This is a genomic window from Pseudoalteromonas sp. BMB, assembly GCF_001709235.1.
GTDB lineage: Bacteria > Pseudomonadota > Gammaproteobacteria > Enterobacterales > Alteromonadaceae > Pseudoalteromonas > Pseudoalteromonas maricaloris.
Genome location: NZ_MBQA01000167.1, coordinates 1 through 24,266 on the forward strand (window position 1 = coordinate 1; position 24,266 = coordinate 24,266).

Below are 24,266 nucleotides of genomic sequence, written 5' to 3' on the forward strand. Positions count from 1 at the left end.
ACTTAATACAACTGGTATAACACCCATGTTTGCCAGCAGCACTTAAACTTTTGTTCATTATGTGAGATAGATTGGCAAAACAATCGTGCCAGCCGATAATCCGTAAAATAGGGCGTGCGTTTATGGCAGTTAAACGTAATGAAGTATTCCGCGTACGGGATTGATATCCTGCCTTTTCTCAGGTTATTCCAGCTCATGTGCATTCCTTGCAATTGAGAGATGAATTTTAAAGATAATCTCTTCGATTAAATCTGTCGAGGTAAACCTCGACCTACGGTTGGGTGGTAGGTCGTGATTTATCACGACAACAGATTTTCGACAAAACATTCACGACAACCAAGGTGAACCAAACACGCACAAGGGTCGTTTAATTATTAATCGGTTAAACGAGGAGAGCATTATGCTTGCTGCCACACTCAAAGAAAAAATCGCTAATAAAGAACTCCATGCCATCGTGCTTAGCTACGCGGATTCAAATCACTATCTTGCGGGTGGTCAGGATGTTGATGGGAACTTGCATATCTTAATGCATACCGAGGGTAAACTAACGCCGTTTAACTCGCTGCGAGAGGCCGAGACAAAGCTGGCGGAGCTCGGCGCAACTCAAGCCTACCTTAGAGTTGAGTCAGCCTATGATGAAATTGGTCCTGAGGACTCTTCGGGAACGCATATCAGCAATATGGAGATCCGTCACTTAACTCCATCCGACATAACAGCTTAAACAAAAAGGCTTAAGCGCCCACCAGTGAGCGCTTAAGCCTTAAAAGTTATCGAGTAGAGAGATCTTATTCTACTGAAAGTGTTATCGTTTTAGTTGCAACGGAAGCGGACTTTTCATCAACAACACTTAAACTTACCTGGTAGTCGCCTGATGCTACAGGAGTGAATTGTAGGTTCGAGCCATGAGCTGCGGTACTGTCAATCACTTCGCCTGACGGAGCAACCACCTTCCAAAAATAGGTCAAATTGCCTGCATTGCTGTCGCTATCTATAACCTCTGGAGTTATCCGCAGTGCAGCATCTGTTTTCAGTACACCATGATAGTCCAGTGCCGTAATTACAGGAGCGCTATTTTGAACTGCATTTACTGTGATGAATGCTGCAACCACTAGTTCAACCTTGCCATCAGACACGATGCATTTCAGCACATAGTTACCAGCTTCATCGAAGGTAAGAGACGCGCGATTATCAGCATTATTGACCACTGCTGCGCTATTCTCTGGCCTCGTTTCAAGCGACCAGCGATAAGTGAGCGGATCGCCGTCTTTATCTTCTGCGGATACCACAAAGACTTTGGTTTCCCCTTCCGTAGCTGTAGATATTTGTGGGCTCATAGACGCTGTAGGTCCATAATTTTCAGGGTAACTCTTTATCACGCCACTGGCGGTTTGGCTTAGCTCACCGTTACTTACCTCCACAAAATAACGGTAACTCCCCTCTCCGTGAGGCGTAAAAATCACCGTATCGGTATCTTCATTCGTAACGGAATAGGTCAAACCGGCTTCAAATGGCTCAAACGTCCAACTAAAGGAGAGTGTTCTTCCGCTTGTATCTCTACTTCGCTTGGCACTAAGCTCGATGGCTTCATTGATTTTGGTTGACTCTGGCGCGTCGACGAATACAAGCGGTTTGTTTGCTTCGCCTAATTTGGCCGTTAAGGTATGGGTTGCTTCACTTAAACGGCCTTGTTTGTCTTTAAGGCTAAAGCGGATTTTATATTGTCCTGCCTTATCCACTTTAAGTGAGGTGCTAAATCCGTTTGGCGTAGCCATTACCGCTTGGCTGCCGCTCGGTTTGCTGTCAAAACTCCAAAGCGGTGTTACTGCGCCTTGATACTGACTACCATCGCTTTTCAGCTCAACAAAAGTCATTGAGCTTAATGTAACCTCTGAAGGTGCAGCAATAGCCGCCTTAAGAGCTGGTTGGTTATCCACAACAATGACTTTTTCCGATTTGCTATGTGACGATTTACCATCATAAACGGTTAAAGTAATGGTGTATTCACCCGCAAATTTAGAGGCAAAAGAGGCAAGGTTATTGTTAGGGCTTACCAATGTGTATTCATCAACATGAGCAGGTGCAGTGACTTGCCATTTATAGCTAAGATTATCGCCGTCTGAGTCTGAGCTGTTGCTCGCATCTAACTGTAGATGCTCGTTGATGGCAATTTCCTGTTTTGTGAGTGTGAAATCGGCGACAGGAGGTGTGTTCACATTTGGAGTGGTTTTCTCTTTTACACGGATCTCAAACTGTGTTGTCGATTCGTTACTACCTGACTTGATTGTTAGCCCTACAATGTAACTACCTGCAACATCAGCGGTAAAGTACGCTTGCTTAGCGTTGGGGTTAGAAAACTGAGCGTTACTGCCTTGAGGTTTGGCTTTCCACTGCCATGTTATTTCGGCATTTTCAGGGATCGTACTTCCCGCAGTGCTAAGCTGAATGACGTTGCCCGCCTCCCCAAAGGCACTAGCCTGAATTTTAGCGACTGGCTTAGTCGTGGTATCCGTTCCTGAATCTGTATTATCGTTATTTGAATCCGTGTTGCCATTATTTCCATTTTTGCCGCTATCCTGATTGACAGGTGTAGTGTCACCACCTGAACCGCCGCATCCTGCTAGTAATAGTGAACAACAAAGTATTGATGTTATTAAGTTTTTGTTCATTTAATTATCCTTTTAAGTACCTCAACTGGGAAATGTATCCTGATGTTCATAATATTTCCAGTTAAAATTTGTTCAGTGCAAAATTTAACTTGTTTAGGTTTTGAAGTTTCGACTATAATTGCCTTAAATTTCGAAACGAAACTTATTTAATGACTAAACGAAACACTCAACAGCGCAGACATACCATTCTTTCATGGGTGAATGAATACGGTGAAGTAAGCGTAGAATCACTTGCCGCTGAGTTTGAAACGTCAGAAGTTACGATTCGTAAGGATTTAACGGCACTAGAAAAAAGTGGCCTGTTACTACGCCGCTATGGCGGTGCGATAGCCCTTCCTAAAGAGATCACCGCATCAGGTAAAGACGAGCAAGACTCGGTACGTAAAACGGCCATTGCCAAAGCGGCCGCTGAGCTGATTAAAGATCACAATCGCATCATTATTGATAGCGGCAGAACCACTGAAACCCTAATTCCTGAGCTTGCACAAAAGCGCGGTTTAGTCGTGATGACCAATGCGATGAATATCGCTAATCGATTGTTATCACTAGAAAATGAGCCAACCTTATTGATGACCGGTGGGACATGGGATCCGCACTCAGAATCCTTTCAAGGGCAAGTAGCAGAACAAGTACTGCAATCCTATGACTTTGATCAGCTTTTTATTGGTGCCGATGGCATTGATGTAGAGCGCGGCACAACCACATTCAACGAATTAATTGGGCTGAGCCGTGTGATGGCAAAGTCAGCCCGTGAAGTGATTGTGATGGTCGAATCCGACAAGATTGGCCGTAAAATTCCAAATTTAGAAATACCTTGGGCACAGATCACCACTTTGATCACCGACAACAACTTGGCCGATGACCTCCGCCAAGCGATCGAAGCGCGTGGCATACAACTTGTCTGTGCTGAACTACACACAACGTGCAAATAATGGAGAGATTATGTGTGGAATCGTAGGCGCTGTTGCTGAGCGTCCAGTAAACAAAATTCTTATCGAAGGCCTAAAACGCCTTGAATACCGTGGTTATGACTCTGCAGGTGTCGCGCTTTGCGAAGGCGGCGCACTCAACAGCGTGAAAGCCGTAGGTAAAGTGGTAAACCTAGAGTCAGCCCTTGAAAATGCCGAAGTAAAAGGTACTACCGGTATCGCGCACACGCGCTGGGCAACACACGGCGGCGTAACAGAAGCTAATGCGCACCCGCATATTTCTAACAGCGAAATTGCGCTGGTGCACAACGGCATTATTGAAAACCACGAAGGTTTGCGCGCGGCATTAAAAGAAGACGGCTACGAGTTTTTATCTGACACCGACACTGAAGTGATGGTGCACCTGATCCATCAGCTTAGACAACAGCACACTACATTACTTGCTGCCGTGCAAGCAGCGGTAAAACAGCTTGAAGGTGCATACGGCACGGTATTATTTGATAAAGCAAACCAAGATGAAATCATCGTGGCACGCTCAGGTAGCCCACTGGTAATTGGCCTTGGTCTAGGTGAAAACTTTATCGCTTCTGATCAGCTCGCATTATTACCTGTAACCCGTAGCTTTATCTTCCTAGAAGAAGGCGATGTAGCACGCATTACTCGCGAAACGGTGGAAATCTTCGACATTAACGGCAATCCTGTAGAGCGCGAAGTTATTGAGTCTAACATTACTCAAGATGTGTCGGGCAAAGGCGAATACCGCCACTACATGCTAAAAGAAATCTACGAGCAGCCAATGGCCGTACGTAATACGCTTGAAGGCCGTTTAGATAACGATCGCGTCAGTATCGACGCATTTGGCGACAAAGCCAACGAAATTTTTAAAGATGTAAAACACGTACAGATCATCGCGTGTGGTACGTCTTACCACTCAGGCATGGTGGCGCGCTACTGGCTAGAGCAATTTGCAGGCGTAAGCTGTAACGTTGAAATCGCCTCAGAGTTTCGCTACCGCGACTCATTCGTTCACGAAAACAGCCTACTGGTAACCATTTCACAATCGGGCGAAACCGCAGACACACTTGCAGCGCTGCGTCTTGCCAAAGAGCAAGGCTATATGGCGTCGATGACCATCTGTAATGTACCTGGCTCATCGCTAGTACGTGAGTCAGATCTTGTCTTTATGACCAAAGCAGGCGCTGAAATTGGTGTGGCATCAACCAAAGCATTTACGACTCAATTAGTTGGCTTATTGATGCTAACTGCATCGATCGCGCAGGAAAAAGGCCGTGATCAAAGCGCAATCGTCAACGCCATCAAAACCCTGCCAACCAAGCTTGAAGAAACCCTAACGATGGCCGATGGTATTGAACTTCTTGCAGAAGAATTTGCCGACAAACATCACTCATTGTTCCTAGGTCGTGGCTCACAATACCCAATCGCAATGGAAGGTGCACTTAAGCTTAAAGAGATCTCTTACATCCACGCCGAAGCCTATGCGGCAGGCGAGCTAAAACACGGCCCGCTAGCGCTTATCGACGCAGACATGCCTATCATCGTCGTTGCACCAAACAACGAGCTGCTTGAAAAGCTCAAATCAAACGTTGAAGAAGTGCGTGCACGCGGCGGTATCATCTACGTATTCGCGGACAAAGACTCAAACTTTGCCTCAGACGACACCATGCGAGTAATGAACGTCAACCACGTAGAAAACATCATCGCCCCAGTGGTTTACACCATCCCACTACAGCTACTTTCATATTATGTAGCCGTAATCAAAGGCACCGATGTTGACCAACCGAGAAATCTGGCAAAATCGGTCACTGTGGAATAGTTTAAGATGTTGATTTTTATGTTTTTATAGCTTATAAATATAGTTTCACTAGGTAGGTAATACAAGAAAGCCGACATGTGTCGGCTTCTTAACTTATTCTCAAGTCGACGGTATGTAATCATAGTAAAGAAACTTGCTTTTCTTTGCCTCAAATGAGTGGCTTATCCTCGGTGGGAATAGCTTTAGCTTTCATATTACTGCGCATATTCGTGACAAGCTTGGATTCCTTTTCTGATAGTGGGTGCTCCAGTTTGCTGCTGATATAACTCTTGTCACCATATAAAGTTTTGAGTGAGCCTTTCCACAGGGGCTGTATGATTCTCAGGTGCACCATTTCGGTAAATTTTAAAAAAAATCATCGACATCGGTAAATAACTCAACTAATTTGTCCATGCCAGCCCATTAGTAGGTCACTTTCTTTTTTGGTTGAAAGATATGATCTTGGATAAGGCTTATGGTTCCCTAGTTTTTCACATTCTCATCCCGTGTTGGAGTTAATTAGAGAATGTCTCTAAGTCATTGCTAGGTCAGATTAATCACAGAAATCATATGGTATTCTGTCTTATATAAAAATAAAGGATATATATTATGAAGTTAACTTTTGGTTCTCGTAGCCCTTACTTGGTGTTTTCGGACGAGAAGCGCTTTTATTATGCTTTAGGCTTTTTAGTTCGTTCAATTGAAACTGGAGCTTGTAAGTTAGTTTGGGAAAACAATCAAAATCAAGGTGCTTGGGGACATGAGTGCCGTATTCAAATTTTTGAGCGTCTCGCTAAGTTCGAAAATTTATATAGTGGCCGCGTAAGTGCTGGAGTTGGTAAAATTTTGGGCCGCATCAATTGTAACCAATATCTTGAGTATTTGACTTCACACCATTGCTTTAGCTTTCAGTCTGAACCTGATTATCAGTCGGTAAAAGCTACGGTGCCAACTGCTTATCAACAGGATTTCGAAAGCGGCTATAGTACATGATATTAAATTTAGGCACCAGAACTAAAGTGAAGGGTTTTTCCTTGAACTAAGCCTGAGTTGTTCTTTATTATCCATACACATTTCGGAGAGAGTGATGAGAGGCCAAAGAAAGTAGACTGTAAATCTGCCGCACTGCATTTGATAGTTCTAACCCACTCCTTTCCACCACACTCTAAAAGCCAGTAATATGCTGGCTTTTTCATGAGTTTTACATATAAAAACCCACAAATAAAAATAATTTTCTTTTAATCAATACTTTAGGTTTTTTATAATTCTTTTCCCTTCAAATTGAGGTCGGCTGTGTTAGAATGTGTATGTCACTAAATGAGGGTATATCATGCTAACGTACGTCAGTCTATTCAGTTCCGCAGGAGTTGGGTGCTTCGGTTTAAAAGAACTTGGGTTTAAATGTATCGCCACAGCTGAACTGTTAGAAAAGCGTTTAAACATTCAAAAATACAACAATAAATGTGAGTATGATTCTGGATACATCTGTGGTGATCTTACTCGGAAAGACACGCATGACAGGCTTTACGGTGAAATAAATGCCTACAAAAAGCGTAAAAAACTTAAAGGTATTGACCTCGTTGTGGCAACACCTCCATGCCAAGGCATGAGTGTTGCTAACCATAAGAAAAATGAGGAGCTTGGGCGTAATTCGCTTGTAGTTGAGTCTTTGAAAATTGTTAAAGATCAGCAGCCAAGGTTTTTTATTTTTGAAAATGTACGCGCGTTTCTTAAATCAGTTTGTACTGACCTCGATGGTGTCGATAAGCCAATTAAAGAGGCAATACATACCAACTTGGGCCCAGGCTACCAAATTGAAAGCAAAGTTCTTAACCTCAAGAACTATGGCGCGAACTCGAGTCGCACCCGTACACTTGTGATTGGTGTTAGAAGAGATCAAAAAGGCGTGACGCCGCTCGATCTTTATCCAGATTTTCGTCCTGAAAAAACACTGCAAGACGTTATTGGCCACTTACCATCCCTAAAAGAAATGGGTGAATTTTCTGAGGATGATTTCTTCCACTCATTCAGACCGTATAAAGAAGAAATGTTGCCTTGGATTAAGGCTACTCCTTACGGCAAGAGTGCATTTGATAATACCGACAATAAGCTAAAGCCACACAAGGTTGTTGATGGACAAATTGTTGTGAACCAAAGCAAGAATGGAGATAAGTATCAGCGCCAGCTTTGGGATAAGGTCGCGCCTTGTATTCACACGCGTAACGATTGTTTGCCGAGCCAAAATACTGTCCATCCGGTGGATGACCGCGTTTTCAGTATTCGTGAATTGATGCTGATGATGTCGATCCCTGAGTCTTTTCAATGGTTCCCAAGCGACACTGTACCAGCCAACACTGCTAATTATGAAGTGAAAAACCAGTTTAGAAAGATGACTGATATCACTATTCGTCAATGCTTGGGGGAAGCTGTCCCTAGCGCCGTGTTCGGTGAAATAGGACGTAAGATCATGGGAATGACGCCTGCTCGTTTATCGAAAAAACAGATCGCAGATACCATCAGCGAGTATCACTTGGAAGATATGGCGACGCTTTACCAATTCGTAGAACAGAATTGGCAAGACTATGCTCCACAAGATATGTTCAAAATCTGTGAGCTAGCCAACGCAGAGCGACTTGATACCGCAGCATATTACACCGATCAAGAAATATGTTTTTCAGCAGTAACGCCACTGCCAGAAATTAGCTCGGAAAATGTGCGTGTACTAGAACCGTCGGTTGGTGTAGGTAACTTCTTACATCAAATTGTCAAAAAGTATCAAGGTAAGAAACTGATCATTGATTGCGTAGACATCAACAAAGACTCGATTGAGCTTTGTAAATTGCTGATTAGCAAATACATTTCACTTGATAATGTAGAGATCAATTTCTTTAATGAAGACTTCTTACTGCTTGAAACCAACAAAATCTACGATGTGGTTGTTGGTAATCCGCCATACATGAAAATCAAAGATAATAATCTACTTAGTAAGTATCGTCGTGGTTTGGCGAACCAAACCACGAACAACATCTTCTCGTTTTTTATCGAAAAATGTAGCAAGTTAGGCAAGCATGTTTCATTGATTGTACCGAAAGCGCTACTAAATGCGCCGGAATATATGAAGACGCGAAAGTTGTTAGAAACACATACGCTGCTGCATATTAATGATTACAATGAAAAAGCGTTTGATGTGAAAATAGAAACTATTTCAGTTACTTATACAACCTCAAAGCCGAAGAAACACAGTCAGGTGAGCATTTATTCTTACCTGAACGAGGTTTATTTTGTGCTAGAGCAAGATTATTTAACACATAATGATTTCAACAGTTGGTTACTTTATCGCAACGAATGGTTTGACGAGATCTTTCAGACCCTAGAGTTTGGTAAGTTTAAGGTATTTCGCGACCGTCAAATTACAAAAATACACACCAAGGAACAGGGAAAATATCGTGTGATTAAGTCTCGAAATATTGGCCATGGATGCATCAAAGACATTGAAAATTATGATTGTTATGTGGATGATATTTCTGAATTCGCAGTCAAAAAATATCTCGATGCCAACGTGATTTTGGTACCAAATCTGACCTATAACCCACGCGCAACACGCCTACCCAAAGGCTGCGTTGCTGACGGCTCTGCGGCAATCTTATACACTGACGATGTGATCACCGATTACGATATTGATTACTTCTCTAGCCAGGAGTTTAATACGTTTTATCGCATTGCGAGAAACTACGGCACACGTTCGATGAATATCGACAGTGTTTCGGTGAACTACTTTGGGGTGAAGCGTTAGTATCTTCTCAATTACCAGCTCACCATGCTATTTGGTGAGCTGGTAATTGAACATTGATAAAGGTGTATATTTTTCTGTTTTAACAGTGGGTCTCTTTATAGTTGAATCATTGATTATTCAATCATTTCATTAGTAAACTCGATGATTATTTGCCTTTGCATAGTAACTTTGCTTTTGCCCAATTTTAGTTTCATCTAAATATACGCTTTTGCAATCTTATACCTGATCTCTTCTACTCCCATCCCCTCTGTGAGAAGCTCAGAATCTAATCCAATGTTGACTACATTAATGAAATCACTCAAGTTATAAAACTCGTCAAGTAGAGAGAAGACGGAACGTTCAATACTATCTAATTTGGCGAGTAGAGCAACAAGCTGGTAAGACTTCGATACAGTTTGAGTATTGCCATTTGGATGCGCGTACGCAAGGTGCTGACCTGGCGTTAGTAAGATCAGGTTTTCGAACGTATCCGAAAGCTCAGGGAAGTCTGACTGAGGGAAAATGTGATGAACATGGCTAGCTTCCAACTCCTTGAAGCGATTCACCTCACTTTTATCCTCGTGGTAGCGACGTATACACCTCTTCGCTTTGTTGACGTGGTAGATCTCAGTGCTAGTTTCCTCTGGAATTTGCTCAAGGAACGTGTTCCTTGGCATGCCTTTCGGCTTGTTAAGGTCTCTAAAGTTAGGACGATTATAGAACAAATCTTGGTATTGGATTGGTTCAGGCGACGGGCGCCCATCAATGGTTCCATGAGAGGAATTTGAAAAAGCGATTGGGTTGAGAACCTTGGCGAAGATTCGACGACATTCTGTAACCCCATTAATATTGGTGTTGTCGATGATAAAATCACAGTAGGTATCTCTAAGGTCGATATAATTAGGTTTGGTAGGGCTAGTAAAATATTGCTCGAATTTAGGATAAAGTCCGCTATCTTGCATCGCTTTTGTTAGATAGATGGTTAAAAACTTCAGAGCGTTACGCTCGCTGGTTGCTATGAAGCGAAGAAAGCTCTCATTGGCAACGCTGTATAGTTTTGAGTTTCCTGACTTGCCAGCTTCTAGTAAAATACCAGCTTGTGCGAGTGCTTTGATTTGTTGCGAGGCAACTTTATCGTATTCCTTGGCTGCTCCAGGGTGATCAATAGGCGGTTTCTTAAACTGTTCTACCATTACTTCGTTGAGTTCATCTGAGTCCATAATGTTACGCACTGTGAACGATTGTTGACCATTTTCATACATTTCCAAAATCACATCACTTACGGAAGAGAACATGTCTGGTGTGCATTTTTGGTCGATGTATCGGCCATTACCATTAAGACGAAGATCGAGATTCAGTGAATCGAAATGCGTCTTAATACTTTCTTTAATTTTTCTCACGGGTTGACTTGCCTCAAGGGTTACTGCATATATCCCATTGAATCTACAAAGTTATTAAGGTTCACACAATATATTTGTACTTTTTTAGTGTGAATGCTGGTAAATATTACTGATGAGACCATAGATAATTGGGTGAAATAACTATCTTGCTTTCGCAAGAATAACACTGCAGCAAACAACACTGAAACCCACTATTATTTGTTTACCATGGTTGTGGCAGTTTCGACTTAGAATTGCACAAATTGTTCATTATTCGTATCAAAAGCGCTTCTAAAAGCAGCACCGACACCCACTATTATTTGCTTACCATGGTTATGACAGTTTCGGCTTAGCATTGCACTAAATTGTTCATTATTCGTATCAAAAGCGCTTCTAAAATAAGGTAGCTGTTGGTGTTTACGTATTTCTCGACACTAAAACTAGTGTATCGCGCACGGCAACGGGGAATACTGCGCCCTAGGCTATTAATGCGGTAATGGTGTCTGCATGTGCTTGTTCAAATTGAATCTTAAACTAACTACGTGGCGCGTTAAAAAATATTTAAACTTGTTTTGTTTTATTTAAATTTGTTATGTGTTAGGTTTGCAATGCCTTAAATTTCAAGGGCTTTTCTAATAAATGAACTTAATAAATGTATAAAGGAATAATATACAATGAAAGTATTGAACAAAGTTTTGGGTGCAACCGTTTTAGCGTTAGGTGTATCTGCAGGGTCGGCTTCTGCTGCTGAAGTAAAAATCACAGAAGTAGATTATGGTAGCGTGGTCATCCAAACTGCTGAAGTTGTGTTAAACCACAGCCAAGCAGGCACTTTCTCTATGAATGTGAGCGAAAACCATTTAACTGTTAATGCTCAAGACTCCAATGGACGTAAGTTCCGCTGCGTAATGAATGGCACTGTAAGCTACAGCGATCCTACTATTCTTGAAAGAGTAACGAACATCGCAGCGACAATTTCTGAAGGCGACAGAGTACAATTTGAGGTGCAAAAAAATGTATTACCTCAAGTTTGTCATGTTAAAAAAATGCTAAGCTTCTAAGCTTTGCTATTTCGCAATGGAAAGTGTGCGCACCTTCCATTGCTTTAGGTACTTCTATTTAGCTAGCTTGACTACGCAGTGATAAAAGCTTGGGCAAGATCATGGTGACCATCTCTTTCTAAGCAATCGATAACTTGTGGTTCTACTTGAGTAACTAAGTTGCTGCGCTTTAGTTCGATAAAGGCATCGGTAAAATTGTCTTTATATTCTTCCCAGCCGCCACAATATGCATTGGCTTCACCGAAAATGGACGTAAATTGATAGGTGATAAGAAAGTACTCCCCCGATTCTTGCCATTCTGTTGTGGATTCGATTACTTGGCGACCATTCGCTTTCTTCACAAACAAGCGAAACAGTTCAGGTTTGAGAAAGTAGCCGTAGTGGCAGGTATCTAAACACGCAGTATAGTCGTTTTCGGTTAGCTGACTTAAATCGAGTTCTGGGTCTTTAAGTAACTTTTCTAAACAATTCGCGCCATATTCACACTTATCAAGGCGACAAACAACTTCGCACATCAGTGCAAAGTAGTCTGTGACAGACATTTTGCCTGCTTTGCGCAGCTCCACAAAAGAGGGGGCTACGGTGCGCTCAAAAAACTCAATGTCGAACTCTGAGCGATTCGCCGTCATTTCCATCAAAAAGTAGTCGGCGAATGGAAAATCAATGCCAAGTTCTAGGCAATGACGACAGGCCGTTTCGATATCGTCTGGGTGGTGATGATCAACTAATTCTCCCATACAAATATCGAGCTCTATCGTACTCAACTCATCACCCATCAAGTCGGCATACTGGATAATTTGTGCTTTCGTGAGTGCTGCGGTGACATCCAAATAACTTTCAAACAGGGTTTCCGATAAGGTTTCTACCTTTGCCTTATCTTGTTGAGATAAAGCTTGTTTTAAGGCGTCGAGGCGAGTTGGAGTATCCTCGTTGTACCAACCTCCAAAATAGAATTGCGTCATATTTGTTTTCCTTAATCGATAATAGTCGCAGGAGTGAGTGATTAAGCGCTTGTTGCTGAATATCTAGCTGCTATCCTTGCCTTGTTTAGGTTAATATCACAAGTTGCAATTCTATCATTCAGTGCACAGGCAATCCAAGGTTGCATTACGTTCCCAAACTGTTTACACTTGCCGCGATTCTAACCATTCATTCACTGTAGAGGAGAAAAAACATGACACAAACAACTTTATCCTTTGCAGGTCTTTCTCTGTAATTCGCGAGCGCGAATAAATATTTCCTAGCTTGTGAAAGCTGTATTTAGCGATTTTATGTTGCCTATGTAACCTAACATTTGATTGCTATAACTAAGCCATTCTAGACCTGCCAATACACAATTATTTTTAAACCTCATTGAAAGGTATTGGTAACTATGGACAGATCCGTCCAACACATTTCTGATCGCGTGTGTCTATTTGCATCTCAAGACACTTGGATTGAAGGCGCTGCGATCCAACAACTTACAAAAACCGCTGAACTAGCCAGTATGCATCGTGTTGCAGGTATGCCTGACTTGCACCCAGGACGTGGTTATCCAATCGGCGCGGCATTTTTTAGCCTAGATAGGCTGTATCCCGCGTTAGTCGGAAACGATATTGGCTGTGGTATGGCGCTGTGGCAGACCACTACAAAGGTTGCCAAAGTTAATGTCGATAAGTTTGCTAAACGGCTAGAAGATATCGAGCAACCGCTCGATGCCAGTTGGCAAGAGACGATTCAAGCTGAAATGACACATCGTGATATTTCAGCCGGATTATTTGAAAGTGCACTGGGTACGATTGGCGGCGGTAATCACTTCGCCGAGTTTCAAGCGGTGGAACGTGTTTACAATGAAACTGCGTTTACTGCGCTTGGCCTTGATAAAAAGTATTTACAGCTGCTGGTTCACTCAGGCTCGCGTGGGCTTGGGCAAGCCATTTTAGTCGACCATGTTGCGCGTTTTAATCATGATGGTTTGGTGGCTGAAGCGGCTCAAGGTAGTGAAAGTTCACGCTATTTGGCACGCCATGATGAAGCGGTGCGCTGGGCTGAGTTAAACCGCTTTTTGATTGCAAAAAGATTTTTCGCAGCCATTCGTAGCGATGGTGAATGTACGCTAGATGTTAATCACAACCTCGTGTGCCCAAAAGTTATTGATGGCCGCGCTGGTTGGCTGCACCGTAAAGGTGCGACCCCAAGTGACAAAGGTGCTGTCGTGATCCCCGGCTCACGAGGTGACTATAGCTATGTGGTTCAGCCTTTACACAATGCGCCTGCGTTAACGGCCAGTTTATATTCTTTGGCTCATGGTGCTGGTCGAAAGTGGAAGCGAGGTGACTGCCAAAGCCGCTTGAGTCACAAATATAAACGCGAAGATCTTTATCGCACAGCATTGGGGAGTCGTGTGATCTGTGGCAATAAGGAGTTGCTTTACGATGAAGCGCCGCAGGCTTATAAAAAGTGTGAAACCATTGTCAGTGATTTGGTTGACGCTGGATTGATAGAAGTGATCGCCATATTGCGTCCGGTACTGACATTTAAAACCAACGGGAGCTGTTCATCATGATCTTGTTGCAACTTTCAGCCGGTCAAGGCCCAGCAGAGTGCGGGAAAGCTGTTGCATTGGCGCTCAACTTAGTCGATAAACAAGCCAAGGCAATAGGCGCAGAATGTACCGTATTAGCGCAAGAAATGCATGCACACAAAGGCTGCATGAAATCCGTATTGCTACAGCTTTCGAGGGACGCAAAAGCGCTTGCCGAGTATTGGCATGGCCCGCAGTTGTGGGTGTGCCAGAGCCCATTTCGTGCCAAACATAAACGGAAAAATTGGTTCTTTAGCGGCAGCATGGCCGAGATAGATGAAGTCGCAATGGCATCCGATATTCGCTATCAAACTTGTCGCGCGTCAGGAGCTGGTGGGCAGCATGTTAATACCACAGACTCAGCGGTACGAGCGACGCATATAGCATCAGGATTGAGTGTGCGAGTGGAGAGTGAACGTAGTCAGCACGCCAACAAGCGCGTTGCAAAGGCGTTATTGCTACAGAAATTGGCCGCGCAGGGAGATGCTGAGGAAATGGCTTGTGATAAAGCAAGGTGGCAGCAGCATCAGGCGCTACAACGCGGTAATCCTAAAAATACTTTTAAAGGAAACCAGTTCAGCCCAACGCTGCCATTTAATAAAGGCACTCCGCATGACAACTAATGTGTTATTCATCTGTAGTCGCAACCAGTGGCGCAGTCCAACCGCTGAGCGTATCTGGAAAAATCATCCGGGTATTAGCGTGAGATCGGCAGGCACAAGCCCAAGAGCACGTCGCAGCGTAAATGCGAGTGATATTGAGTGGGCCGATACTATTTTAGTCATGGAAGAAAAACATAAATCGCGGCTGCGTGCACTATACGCCAATCTATTGCGCTATAAAAATGTTCAAGTGTTGGATATTCCTGACGAATATCAATTTATGGAAGACGAGCTAGTGACGCTACTACAAGACAGCGTCGCGAGTATTTTAGTGGTTTAACCCAGCCCATTTTGGGTGTTAATAAGGTTGTAGGGAAGAGGATAGAGCAATGTAATTCCATCGGGAACAAGCAATTGAGAACACAATAAGTCGTTTTGTCGCTATTAATTGCTGATTTTGCGGCCAAGTACCAACTTGGCTTTTTAATTTTAAAAATGGAGCAACTAAGATGAGAATTAAATATCCTCGAACTCCGCACTTGGTGTGGTCAAAAGGGATCACAAGTGATGATGTAAGGTGTGCCAACACGGAACACTTTAAAAATAAACAAGTAGTCGTGACCGAAAAAATGGATGGTGAAAATACCACTTTGTATGCCGATTATATGCATGCACGTTCACTCGACAGTCGTTTTCATCCATCTCGCTCTTGGGTAAAAGCACTACAGGCTCAAATAGGTCTAAAGATTCCAAAAGGATGGCGTATCTGTGGTGAAAACTTGTATGCAAAGCACGCCATTCATTATCAGAAGTTGCCTAGCTACTTCCTTGCTTTTTCTGTGTGGAACGCGAGTAACGAGTGTTTAAGTTGGGATGATAGCCAAGCTATTTTTAATGAGCTAGGTCTGCATAATCCAAAGGTGCTCTATCGTGGGGCATGGTGCGAAAAAACCATCAAAAGTATTGTTGTAGATACAAACTTACAAGAAGGCTATGTGGTCAGAGTGGCTGATGCCTTCCATTATGATGAGTTTGCTAATTGTGTTGCCAAATGGGTGCGCTCAGATCATATTGTGTCGGATAAGCATTGGATGCATAGCGTTATTACACCAAACAAACTCATGGAGGAGTAACACTGTATGTTAGCGAAGAAAAAAGTAGCGGATTGGTTGCCTTTGCTTGCAGAGCAACATCAGCCTGATTTTACAGAGTGCTTAGCCATGTTGGGGGAAACCTTTCCCCTGTTGCACGAACTTGAAGCAACACCACAAGATACTATTTGGCATGAGGAAGGTAATGTTGCCATTCATACCAATATGGTATTGGAAGCACTTTATGCATTGCTGCAGAGTTCTGCCTCTCATATAAAGGGGGAGCGAAGGCAGGTGCTGATACTCTCTGCGCTGTTGCATGATATTGCCAAGCCTGTCGTGACTAGAGCGAAGGAGATTGATGGTCAACGGCGGATTGTTGCACCGCGGCATGAGGCGATCGGGATGAGTTACCTAGCAAGTAGACTCGTTGACTTACCGTTGCCAATGCAGACTATTCAAACGATTTTAGCATTAGTCGGTTTTCATCAAATGCCCAAATTATTGGTAGTTAAAAACAAAGGCTTCAGTGAATATCTTAATTTAGCGCTAAATGCTGATCTCGAGATGCTCTACTGGCTCGAAGTTGCAGATATGCGAGGTCGTATCTGCCCAGATCAGAATATGCAAATTGAACTGCTGAGCTTGTTTAAAATGTTTGCTCAAGAATATAAGCTTTGGTCGGTTGCAGATCCGGCTGAATCACTACTTGCTAATATATCGCGATACCCAACTGTTGAAGAACAGTGCTTCATTGCTGCTTATACAGTTAGGCAAATGGCTTTTGGCGAAATCACAGTTCCAGAAGAAGCTCCTATCAAATTTTACCAACAGGCAAAGCACTATGGTCATTTTTATATTATGTGTGGAGCTAGTGGGAGCGGTAAATCCAGTTGGATAGCAAAGCATCTTCAAGGATTTACACTGGTCTCTTTGGATGAACTAAGAGGCGAGATTAATGGTCGTTCCGCGAGTCAAAAAAACCGTGGTCAGGTTCTACAAGCCGCCAAGCAAAAGCTGAAAAAAGCATTAGCAGCGAAGGAAAATGTTGTGTGGGATGCGACAAACCTGCGAAAAGATTTTCGTAAGATACTTTGCGATTTAGGGTGTGACTACGGTGCGCTCGTGACGTTAGTTGTATTTCAACAAGGTGAAGTACAACTTCGGCAAAATAACCGAGCAAGAGCACGAGTCGTCCCAGATGAAGTGATAGCCCAGCAGCTGAAAAGGTTGGAGTGGCCATCGGTGACAGAAGCGCATCGGATACAGGTGATTGGCGAACAAGGACAAGTGCTTTGGCAAAAGGGGGCGTTTTAGCCACCGTTCAGTGAGATTAGCTTTATTTGTCAGCTAATTTTGATAGCTGACAAGTAGCCAATATAGAAGTGTGAATAGTGGCAGAGCGCTATCCTACGAGCTATGCTAATTTTGAGAATCTGATTATTTTGCTAGCATTGAATCTAGGTAGGGAAGCTATATGAAGCAGTTAGGAATATTATTTTTTATAACGTTCTGCCTATGTGGGTGTGCATCCAAGCATTTTAACGACACTGAAGCAGGTAAACTATCTGGAAAACTGAAGGTACAGTGGCTCAAGCCAGATCAATTCTTGTTTATTCCAGACAAAGATGACCCGCTAACCTTTCACCGCTCTAGTGGAGAGTCTATTTCTCCTGGCGCTATGTATACAGACGGTGGGTCTATACCAAGACCTCTTTGGGCGTTTCGAAATTACTCTCCTTGGGGTTATGCTCCAGCATTTATTGTCCATGATTGGCTTTTCGAGATGAAGCACTGCGGGCTTCCTGGTAGTGCTAATTATGATGTTTTTATTGCTGGTCAAGTTATGTCTGAGATTATCAAAACATTAATGCAACAGCACCCGGATATCGAGGAGAATAAATTTGTGATGTACTCGATGTACGAAGCTGTGACTTCTAAAATTGCACAGAAGCTGTGGTTGGAGGGCGGCTGTAAACAACCAATTATGAAGGCATTTACTGGAGATGGAAAGGCACCGTTAGTGCCGTTAATGGAATATACAATTGAGTTTCCAAAATGAATGTAACACGAGGGGGAAACTTTGTTTTGTTACTTATTCTTGATAGGCGAAATATTTAATAGGTTTTTCATTAGTTCTGGTCGATAGTCACTTGTCATCATTAATCTCCTACCACGCTAATATCCCATTGTGTTTCTGTGCGCTGAGTTACTGCAAATTTAACGTCCATAAACAACTGAATTACATCAATATTGGTTAGCGTGTGCAAGCTTGGTTTGGTGGTGGTGAACTGGCCGCTGTACGCTAAAGCCATAGGTAGCAATAACTGATCTGCTAAGTGTTCTTCCACCGCGGCTTCTGATTTTAAAAATTGCTTTACTTCGGCTGCGCAACGTTTGGCAACGCGTTCGGCTGACACGCCATATTCGCCTTGCTGCTCAAACAAACTCGTGTGCGAGCCTTGGTTGATCATCAGCTGTAGCGAGTTGCCCGGTCCCGGTGTGACTACGCTTGCGACGGTTGTTTTTGCGCCAAACCAATTGAGCTCCTTTTTTGCTTTAGTCACTTCTCGCTCGCCAATATGTTCAGGTAACTTACTGACTAAAGCGGTGATTGCACATTGTTCAGCGGTAATCTGGCTGCTACTCGCCGAGAGCTCTGGAAGCGCGTTGAGTGCCTTGGTTGGGTGTATCGTCAATGTCCATTTTCCTCCACCTGCTGGATAAAACCCAAGCTTTTCAGTCTCAATTTGGCAATCAATACCCATCTTTTTTAAGATTGGTAAATAAGAGCGCGTTAAAAAGCATAAAGAAGGAGACATGCCGTTGTGCGTCCCACCTTCAAAGATGACATGAGACTGCTCAGAAGCCATTGCCAATACGGGTAAAATGGTCTGGCAAACCAATACGGTGCTACCAGCCGTACCTATGGCAAAGCGATAGTTCCCTGCTTTTATTTTACCAGGGGTGAAGCGAATGCGTGCAGAGCCAAGCGCTGCACCTTCTATTTTTGCATTACAGATCTGCTGTGCGGCCAGTACACAAGTAAGGTGTTGGCGCAGTAAGCCGGGTTTATTGCGATTGGCTCTAATGTTTATCAGCTCAATTGGCTGATCGGTTAAAATCGATAGGGTTAAGGCGGTGCGTAATACTTGTCCGCCTCCTTCTCCTTGTGCGCCATCTATAACTAAATATGACATGTTCAAAACTTATCCTTTTACGCACACAATCTGTTTCAGTGTGTGTACTACTTCTACTAAATCATGTTGTGCCGCCATGACCTTTTCAATGTCTTTATACGCATGAGGGATTTCGTCAATAACGGCTTCATCTTTGCGGCATTCTACCCCTGCAGTTGCAGCGATTTGATCTTTCACGTTGAATACTTTTTTGGCTTTAGTGCGCGACATGATGCGCCCTGCGCCATGGCTACAACTATTAAAGCTGTCGGGGTTGCCAAGTCCTCTTACAATAAATGAACGTGCGCCCATGCTGCCTGGAATGATCCCCATTTCGCCTTTTTGTGCACGTACTGCGCCTTTGCGCGTGACGTAGCAGTCTTTACCAAAATGGTGCTCGCGAGAGATATAATTATGGTGGCAGTTCACGGCCATTTCTGCGGTTGTAAATAGCGTTGAGATCTGCGACCTTAAAGCTTTTATCGCGTTAAACATCATGATTTCACGATTTTTAGCGGCAAAGTCCTGCGCCCATTCAACCGCTTCAACGTAATCATCAAAGTAGTCACTTCCTTCTTTTAGATAGGCTAAGTCTATATCTGGAAGGTGAATTTGATGACGTTGCATTTCCTTCTTAGCCAGCTCTATAAAGTAGGTGCCAATTCGATTACCAACGCCTCGGCTGCCTGAGTGCAGCATAATCCACACTGCGTTATGCTCATCCAAGCAAAGCTCTAGAAAGTGGTTGCCTGTTCCCATTGTACCAAGATGGTTCACATGATTACTTTTTTTGATAGCGGGATGCTTGGCGCAAATTTTCTCAAATCTTAATACTAGCTTTTGCCATTCAGAGGTAACAATGTCAGGGATGTTATGCCAGGCTCCTCGGTCACGCTTTCCACGTTTTCCTCCGGTACGACCATGTGGCACAGCCGCTTCAAATGCATGGCGAATACTAGCCAAATTATCTGGTAGCTGGTTGGCTGTGAGTGATGTCTTGGTGGCAACCATGCCGCAGCCAATATCCACACCTACCGCTGCGGGGATCACTGCATCTACCGAGGGGATCACGCTACCAATCGTTGCGCCTTTGCCCATATGCACATCAGGCATTACCGCAATATGCGAATGGATCAACGGCAAGCTGGCAATATTATTAAGCTGTTGCTGCGCCTCTATTTCAAAAGGTACGCCTTGCGTCCATGCCTTAATGGGCGCGTTTCCATCATTGTGGATGGTGTTGTAGTTACTACACATATTTGTTCCTTATGCTATCGTTATTTTTCTTTTTATCGTTAGACAATTTTGACTGTGTTATTCATCAAACCTTCTAAGCCCCCGTAGACGGTTAGGTTTTCGATTTTGTCTGCAACCTTTTCTAATGCCTCAAGCTCCTTCAAGCGAAGTAATGTTGGGTTGTTTTCCATCACTTTTGCGGTGTTATGCAGGCTCCGTGTCGCTGCGGTTTCTTCTCGCCTTTTAATGACATTAGCTTCAGCTGCTTTCTGCGCTTCAACCACTTGATTTAAAATGGCTTTAATTTCTCCAGGCAGAATAATGTCTTTCACGCCGACGCTTTGTAAAGATACGCCAATGCCTGCCAGTGACGCAGTCACAAGTTCTCTCACGGTTTCATTGATATATAACTTATCCAATAAGATATCATCCAATGATTTGGTTCCTACCGCTTCACGCAAGGCCAATTGCAGCGTTTTATATATGTACTCGTCGACTTTCTCCACGCTTTGGGCGAGCAATTCGGCATCTTCAATTTTGATCCCTGCGGTTAAATTTATTCGCAAACTCACGCGGTCTTTGCTCAAAATTTCTTGGCCAGATATTTCCAGTAGTTGTGCTCGGGTATCAAACGATTTTAACGTGATGCTGTGGTTAAATTGCCAAAATGCGTGTTGTCCAGGTGCTAAGCGTCTAACAAAGCGGCCATCAACATAGAGTAATCCCACATGTTCTGCGGCCACGCTGACATCGGCAATGGGTTTCATCGCAACGGTACGATCACTTCTAATTAATCTTGAGGCTGTGTTTGCACCCGCTCGGTTGATTAAAAATAGTATGCGTTCATTGAGCTCTATTTGACTATCAATAGCGATCCGCTCAAGCCGTATTTCACCAGCATCTAGCCACAAATACAGGTGCTCACTCGGTGCCACAATGCCGCGTAGCAAATCATCAATGTATAACAGGCCGACTTCATTACTATTTAATTTCCAGTGGCTTATGTGTTCCTGAAGTATTGGGTTATTACGGTATAAACGCTCCGCATTTGGCTCAGAAAAATACAAGCCGTTAATATCAAAAGTGCGAAACGAAAGAGTATTTTGCACATCCCAAAAAGCATGTTTGCCTGGTATTAACACCTGTGTTAGTTGCTGCTCTTTGAATACAAAAGCTCTTTCGTTCTCTTTGACCGTAATTGTTTTTCTTAACATATTAGTTTTCCTTTATGTTGTGTTAGTAAGGGTCGCTGGCTTGAGTGGTAACGGCGCCATGTTTAGTGATTGGAAGTGGCGTCCTGCCTATGCCAATCCGACGACATGTTGCGGTTATCAGTCAGCGGCCATGACGGCTTACTAACAATATGTATTTACGTATATTTATGAGTTTTTGGGTGGGATTCGAACCCACAACAAGCGAAGTAATGTTCACGGCTCTACCATTGAGCTACCAAGGTTTAAGATGGGATTTGAACCCATGACCGACGAAATCGTGTTTCGTTGCTCTACCAGACTGAGCTACTTAAATTATTGTGTGGTTAGGTATACGCAGTCACAGTGTTCAGCGCACCGGAGTGAGGATTGAGTCACTTCCACAGAACCAGACAGCCTATAGATATCAAGCTATGTGCCAATAACGAAGATTAATTAAAAGTAAATTAATAACATTTTGAATTTATTGGTTTATTTTTTGTTTTTTGTGATGGTTTATGAAATTGGTGGAGATTTGAAAAGTATCTAAATATAATCATTAGGATATATAATATATCTATATAGATATGATTTTGAAAAAGACAGTAGCAGTAAGTTTGATTGGTACTCAGCTCGATTTTGTTGGTAAGCGAGTGGATAGGTGGGCGCGTTGGCGGCCCAATGTAAGCCTATGTAGCCAACCTGATCTGGTCATTGATGAATTGCATTTATTACACGACAATCACAGTACACGGCTGGCCAACAATGTGGCCGTTGATATTGAAAGTGTGTCGCCAGAGTCGACAGTCACATTGCACAACCTCAACTTCAGTAACCCATGGGACTTTGAGGAGGTGTATGCCAAACTTTTTGATTGGTGCCAAGCTCAAGCATTCGATACCGACAACTGTGAGTACCTGTTTCATATCACCACAGGTACTCATGTGGTACAGATCTGCAGCTTTTTATTGACTGAGAGCCGTCATTTTCCTGGCCGCTTGGTGCAAACCTCTCCCGACAACAGCAATAAAAACAAATCGGTTGGGCAAGTTCAAATAATCGATTTAGACCTATCCAAATACGACCAGCTAGCTACTCGATTCGACAGTGAGCACCTAGAGGGTAAAGCATTTTTAAAAGGTGGGATCCAAACTAAAAATGAGGCATTTAACCAGCTGATCACCCAAGTTGAAAAGGTGGCGATACGCGCTAAAGATCCCATGTTGCTAACAGGACCTACTGGTGCAGGGAAAAGCCAGTTGGCAACACGTATTTTTCAATTAAAGAAAAAGCGGGCGATGCTGGCCGGAAGACTTGTTTCGGTAAATTGCGCTACGCTCAAGGGCGAAAATGCCATGGCAGCATTGTTTGGTCATACCAAAGGTGCGTTCACAGGGGCACAACAAGCGCGAGACGGGTATTTACGCACTGCTAACCAAGGCGTGTTGTTTTTAGATGAAATCGGTGAGTTAGGTCTTGAAGAGCAGGCCATGCTATTGCATGCAATAGAAAATAAGTCGTTTCACCCAGTCGGTAGCGATCAACCCGTAACCAGTGACTTTCAGTTAATCGCAGGAACCAATCGCGACTTGTTTAAAGAGGTCTGCAAAGGCCGATTTCGAGAAGACTTGCTCGCACGGATCAACCTATGGACGTATCGATTACCAGCGTTAAGAGACCGCAAGGAAGATATTCCGGCTAATATAGATTACGAGATAGATTTGTACGCGCAAAAAATGGGTGAAAGGGTGCGCTTTAATAAAGAAGCAAAAACGTTATTTGAACGTTTTTCCTTGTCGGAGCGAGCCTTGTGGTCAGGCAACTTTCGTGATTTAAGTTCGGCTATCACGCGTTTGTGCACTTTGGCAGATTCCTCTCGGATAGCAGTTAGCGACGTACAGGAAGAAATTCAGCGGCTTGAGCAAAATTGGTATGCAGGAGAACAGGTTTCGGGAGATAAAAATCTAGATAGGTATTTATCCAAAGCACAGCTTGCCGAGTTAGATACGTTTGATATAAACCAGTTAAATTATGTGCTTACTATCTGTGCTCGCCACTCCAGTATGGCGGCTGCAGGCAGAGAGTTGTTTAATGTGAGCCGCACCAAAAAGTCACAGGTTAATGACTCCACAAGACTGCAAAAATATCTCGCTAAATTTGGTTTAAGTTGGCGTCAAATACATAGTTAACGCTGAGCGCTTCTATCATTGCTTGTGAAGAAGCGCTTAACTTCTTAAAAGCGCAAATTAAAGCGGTTTGATGGCGATTATATCCACCGCTTTTGCCAACCATCCTTGATACAGTGTAAATACCTGTTTGGTGTAAGCTTGCTGATGATGAAAATCGAACGCGGCTTGATCGATGAAGCGCTCAACTAAGGTAAGCTGGGTGCGGTTTTCACTTTCATAAAGTTCAAAGCGTAAACATCCTGCTTCTGCTCGAGTGGCTGGCAAGATCTCTTGGATGGCGTTAATACAATCTTGATAGTGCTCGGTTTTAGGTGTGATATGGGCGATAAAGTTGACGTTATTGTGGCTGTTGGCCATGGTATTTCTCCATAATGCGTTTAGTAATGGCGGTGACTGGGGCTGATAAAACATAGGCGGCGATGAACGAGGCCGGCCAAGCATTGGCAAAGGCATGCGCCCATCGCGTGGTAAAGTCCGCCACTAATCCCAAATTGATGTACGTAACCCATCCAGACACCATAAACGACAGGCACAATGACAGCAGTAATGTAAAAATGAGTTTTTGCATGTTTCCTCCTTTGGCTGTTGGTATGATT

The 24,266-nt window shown here is 43.4% G+C and carries 22 protein-coding genes and 1 tRNA gene; 13 read left to right on the plus strand and 10 right to left on the minus strand.

Translation table 11 applies throughout. The annotated features are described in order from the left end of the window. Nucleotides 1-400 precede the first annotated feature (400 nt). Entirely contained in the window at nucleotides 401-721 is a 321-nt protein-coding gene (locus BB427_RS13395) for a DUF6482 family protein (RefSeq protein WP_069021131.1), read from the plus strand. Between the two features lie 64 nt (nucleotides 722-785). On the opposite strand, the gene BB427_RS13400 is transcribed toward BB427_RS13395, so the two are convergent. Next, nucleotides 786-2,666 (minus strand): PKD domain-containing protein, encoded by a 1,881-nt coding sequence (locus BB427_RS13400; protein ID WP_069021134.1) that lies wholly within the window; start codon nucleotides 2,664-2,666, stop codon nucleotides 786-788. A gap of 149 nt (nucleotides 2,667-2,815) precedes the next feature. Here BB427_RS13400 and BB427_RS13405 point away from each other — a divergent pair, with 149 nt between their 5' ends. After that, nucleotides 2,816-3,598 carry a DeoR/GlpR family DNA-binding transcription regulator gene (locus tag BB427_RS13405; protein ID WP_069021135.1) on the plus strand — a complete coding sequence of 261 codons (783 nt, stop codon included), beginning with the start codon at nucleotides 2,816-2,818 and terminating at the stop codon, nucleotides 3,596-3,598. Between the two features lie 10 nt (nucleotides 3,599-3,608). Beyond that, the gene (gene glmS / locus BB427_RS13410; RefSeq protein WP_069021137.1) at nucleotides 3,609-5,429 is read left to right on the plus strand and encodes a glutamine--fructose-6-phosphate transaminase (isomerizing); all 1,821 of its coding nucleotides are present in this window, start codon (nucleotides 3,609-3,611) and stop codon (nucleotides 5,427-5,429) included. 148 nt (nucleotides 5,430-5,577) lie between these two features. Here the strand turns inward: glmS and BB427_RS24900 are convergent, their stop codons facing one another. Next, nucleotides 5,578-5,763 (minus strand): transposase, encoded by a 186-nt coding sequence (locus BB427_RS24900; protein ID WP_083229876.1) that lies wholly within the window; start codon nucleotides 5,761-5,763, stop codon nucleotides 5,578-5,580. A 254-nt stretch (nucleotides 5,764-6,017) separates the two neighbouring features. Between BB427_RS24900 and BB427_RS13415 the strand changes: the two genes are divergently transcribed. Together BB427_RS13415 and BB427_RS13420 are read left to right on the plus strand one after the other, a co-directional pair. Then, on the plus strand, nucleotides 6,018-6,401 hold the full coding sequence (locus tag BB427_RS13415; protein ID WP_069021139.1) for a hypothetical protein: 384 nt from the start codon (nucleotides 6,018-6,020) through the stop codon (nucleotides 6,399-6,401). 337 nt (nucleotides 6,402-6,738) lie between these two features. Continuing rightward, nucleotides 6,739-9,201: a DNA cytosine methyltransferase gene (locus BB427_RS13420; protein WP_069021140.1), complete on the plus strand. Its 2,463-nt coding sequence runs from the start codon at nucleotides 6,739-6,741 to the stop codon at nucleotides 9,199-9,201. A 194-nt stretch (nucleotides 9,202-9,395) separates the two neighbouring features. Here the strand turns inward: BB427_RS13420 and BB427_RS13425 are convergent, their stop codons facing one another. Beyond that, nucleotides 9,396-10,475: a hypothetical protein gene (locus tag BB427_RS13425; RefSeq protein ID WP_217492909.1), complete on the minus strand. Its 1,080-nt coding sequence runs from the start codon at nucleotides 10,473-10,475 to the stop codon at nucleotides 9,396-9,398. Between the two features lie 758 nt (nucleotides 10,476-11,233). On the opposite strand from BB427_RS13425, the gene BB427_RS13430 reads away from it, so the two are divergent. After that, the gene (locus BB427_RS13430; protein ID WP_069021141.1) at nucleotides 11,234-11,620 is read left to right on the plus strand and encodes a hypothetical protein; all 387 of its coding nucleotides are present in this window, start codon (nucleotides 11,234-11,236) and stop codon (nucleotides 11,618-11,620) included. Nucleotides 11,621-11,691: 71 nt separating this feature from the next. Here BB427_RS13430 and BB427_RS13435 read toward each other — a convergent pair whose 3' ends face one another. Beyond that, nucleotides 11,692-12,582 carry a hypothetical protein gene (locus tag BB427_RS13435; RefSeq protein ID WP_069021143.1) on the minus strand — a complete coding sequence of 297 codons (891 nt, stop codon included), beginning with the start codon at nucleotides 12,580-12,582 and terminating at the stop codon, nucleotides 11,692-11,694. Between the two features lie 410 nt (nucleotides 12,583-12,992). On the opposite strand from BB427_RS13435, the gene BB427_RS13440 reads away from it, so the two are divergent. From BB427_RS13440 to BB427_RS13465, 6 genes are all read left to right on the plus strand, one after another. Then, nucleotides 12,993-14,165: an RNA ligase RtcB family protein gene (locus BB427_RS13440; protein WP_069021144.1), complete on the plus strand. Its 1,173-nt coding sequence runs from the start codon at nucleotides 12,993-12,995 to the stop codon at nucleotides 14,163-14,165. Next, nucleotides 14,162-14,806 carry a peptide chain release factor H gene (gene prfH, locus BB427_RS13445; RefSeq protein WP_069021146.1) on the plus strand — a complete coding sequence of 215 codons (645 nt, stop codon included), beginning with the start codon at nucleotides 14,162-14,164 and terminating at the stop codon, nucleotides 14,804-14,806. Before BB427_RS13440 ends, prfH begins: the two co-directional genes overlap by 4 nt. Then, complete coding sequence (locus tag BB427_RS13450) at nucleotides 14,796-15,125, plus strand: low molecular weight protein tyrosine phosphatase family protein (protein WP_069021147.1); 330 nt, start codon at nucleotides 14,796-14,798, stop codon at nucleotides 15,123-15,125. Before prfH ends, BB427_RS13450 begins: the two co-directional genes overlap by 11 nt. Before the next feature lie 169 nt (nucleotides 15,126-15,294). Beyond that, entirely contained in the window at nucleotides 15,295-15,918 is a 624-nt protein-coding gene (locus BB427_RS13455) for an RNA ligase family protein (RefSeq protein WP_069021149.1), read from the plus strand. Between the two features lie 6 nt (nucleotides 15,919-15,924). Next, nucleotides 15,925-17,193: an AAA family ATPase gene (locus BB427_RS13460; RefSeq protein WP_069021150.1), complete on the plus strand. Its 1,269-nt coding sequence runs from the start codon at nucleotides 15,925-15,927 to the stop codon at nucleotides 17,191-17,193. 160 nt (nucleotides 17,194-17,353) lie between these two features. Beyond that, the gene (locus tag BB427_RS13465) at nucleotides 17,354-17,938 is read left to right on the plus strand and encodes a DUF1353 domain-containing protein (RefSeq protein WP_069021151.1); all 585 of its coding nucleotides are present in this window, start codon (nucleotides 17,354-17,356) and stop codon (nucleotides 17,936-17,938) included. Between the two features lie 100 nt (nucleotides 17,939-18,038). On the opposite strand, the gene rtcA is transcribed toward BB427_RS13465, so the two are convergent. The 4 genes from rtcA to BB427_RS13485 all read right to left on the minus strand — a co-directional run bounded on the left by rtcA (nucleotide 18,039) and on the right by BB427_RS13485 (nucleotide 21,818). Next, a complete protein-coding gene (rtcA, locus tag BB427_RS13470; RefSeq protein ID WP_069021153.1) occupies nucleotides 18,039-19,076 on the minus strand; it encodes an RNA 3'-terminal phosphate cyclase in 1,038 nt (345 codons plus the stop codon). Nucleotides 19,077-19,085: 9 nt separating this feature from the next. Then, nucleotides 19,086-20,312: an RtcB family protein gene (locus BB427_RS13475; protein WP_069021155.1), complete on the minus strand. Its 1,227-nt coding sequence runs from the start codon at nucleotides 20,310-20,312 to the stop codon at nucleotides 19,086-19,088. Nucleotides 20,313-20,350: 38 nt separating this feature from the next. Next, nucleotides 20,351-21,505 (minus strand): slipin family protein, encoded by a 1,155-nt coding sequence (locus BB427_RS13480; protein WP_069021156.1) that lies wholly within the window; start codon nucleotides 21,503-21,505, stop codon nucleotides 20,351-20,353. Nucleotides 21,506-21,747: 242 nt separating this feature from the next. Then, nucleotides 21,748-21,818, minus strand: a tRNA-Arg gene (locus tag BB427_RS13485). A gap of 250 nt (nucleotides 21,819-22,068) precedes the next feature. Here BB427_RS13485 and rtcR point away from each other — a divergent pair. Next, the gene (gene rtcR / locus BB427_RS13490) at nucleotides 22,069-23,670 is read left to right on the plus strand and encodes an RNA repair transcriptional activator RtcR (RefSeq protein WP_069021158.1); all 1,602 of its coding nucleotides are present in this window, start codon (nucleotides 22,069-22,071) and stop codon (nucleotides 23,668-23,670) included. Nucleotides 23,671-23,727: 57 nt separating this feature from the next. Here rtcR and BB427_RS13495 read toward each other — a convergent pair whose 3' ends face one another. Together BB427_RS13495 and BB427_RS13500 are read right to left on the minus strand one after the other, a co-directional pair. After that, nucleotides 23,728-24,027 (minus strand): putative quinol monooxygenase, encoded by a 300-nt coding sequence (locus BB427_RS13495; protein WP_069021159.1) that lies wholly within the window; start codon nucleotides 24,025-24,027, stop codon nucleotides 23,728-23,730. After that, nucleotides 24,008-24,238, minus strand: a complete 231-nt coding sequence (locus BB427_RS13500; protein WP_069021161.1) for a DUF2798 domain-containing protein — start codon at nucleotides 24,236-24,238, stop codon at nucleotides 24,008-24,010. Before BB427_RS13500 ends, BB427_RS13495 begins: the two co-directional genes overlap by 20 nt. Nucleotides 24,239-24,266: the final 28 nt, after the last annotated feature.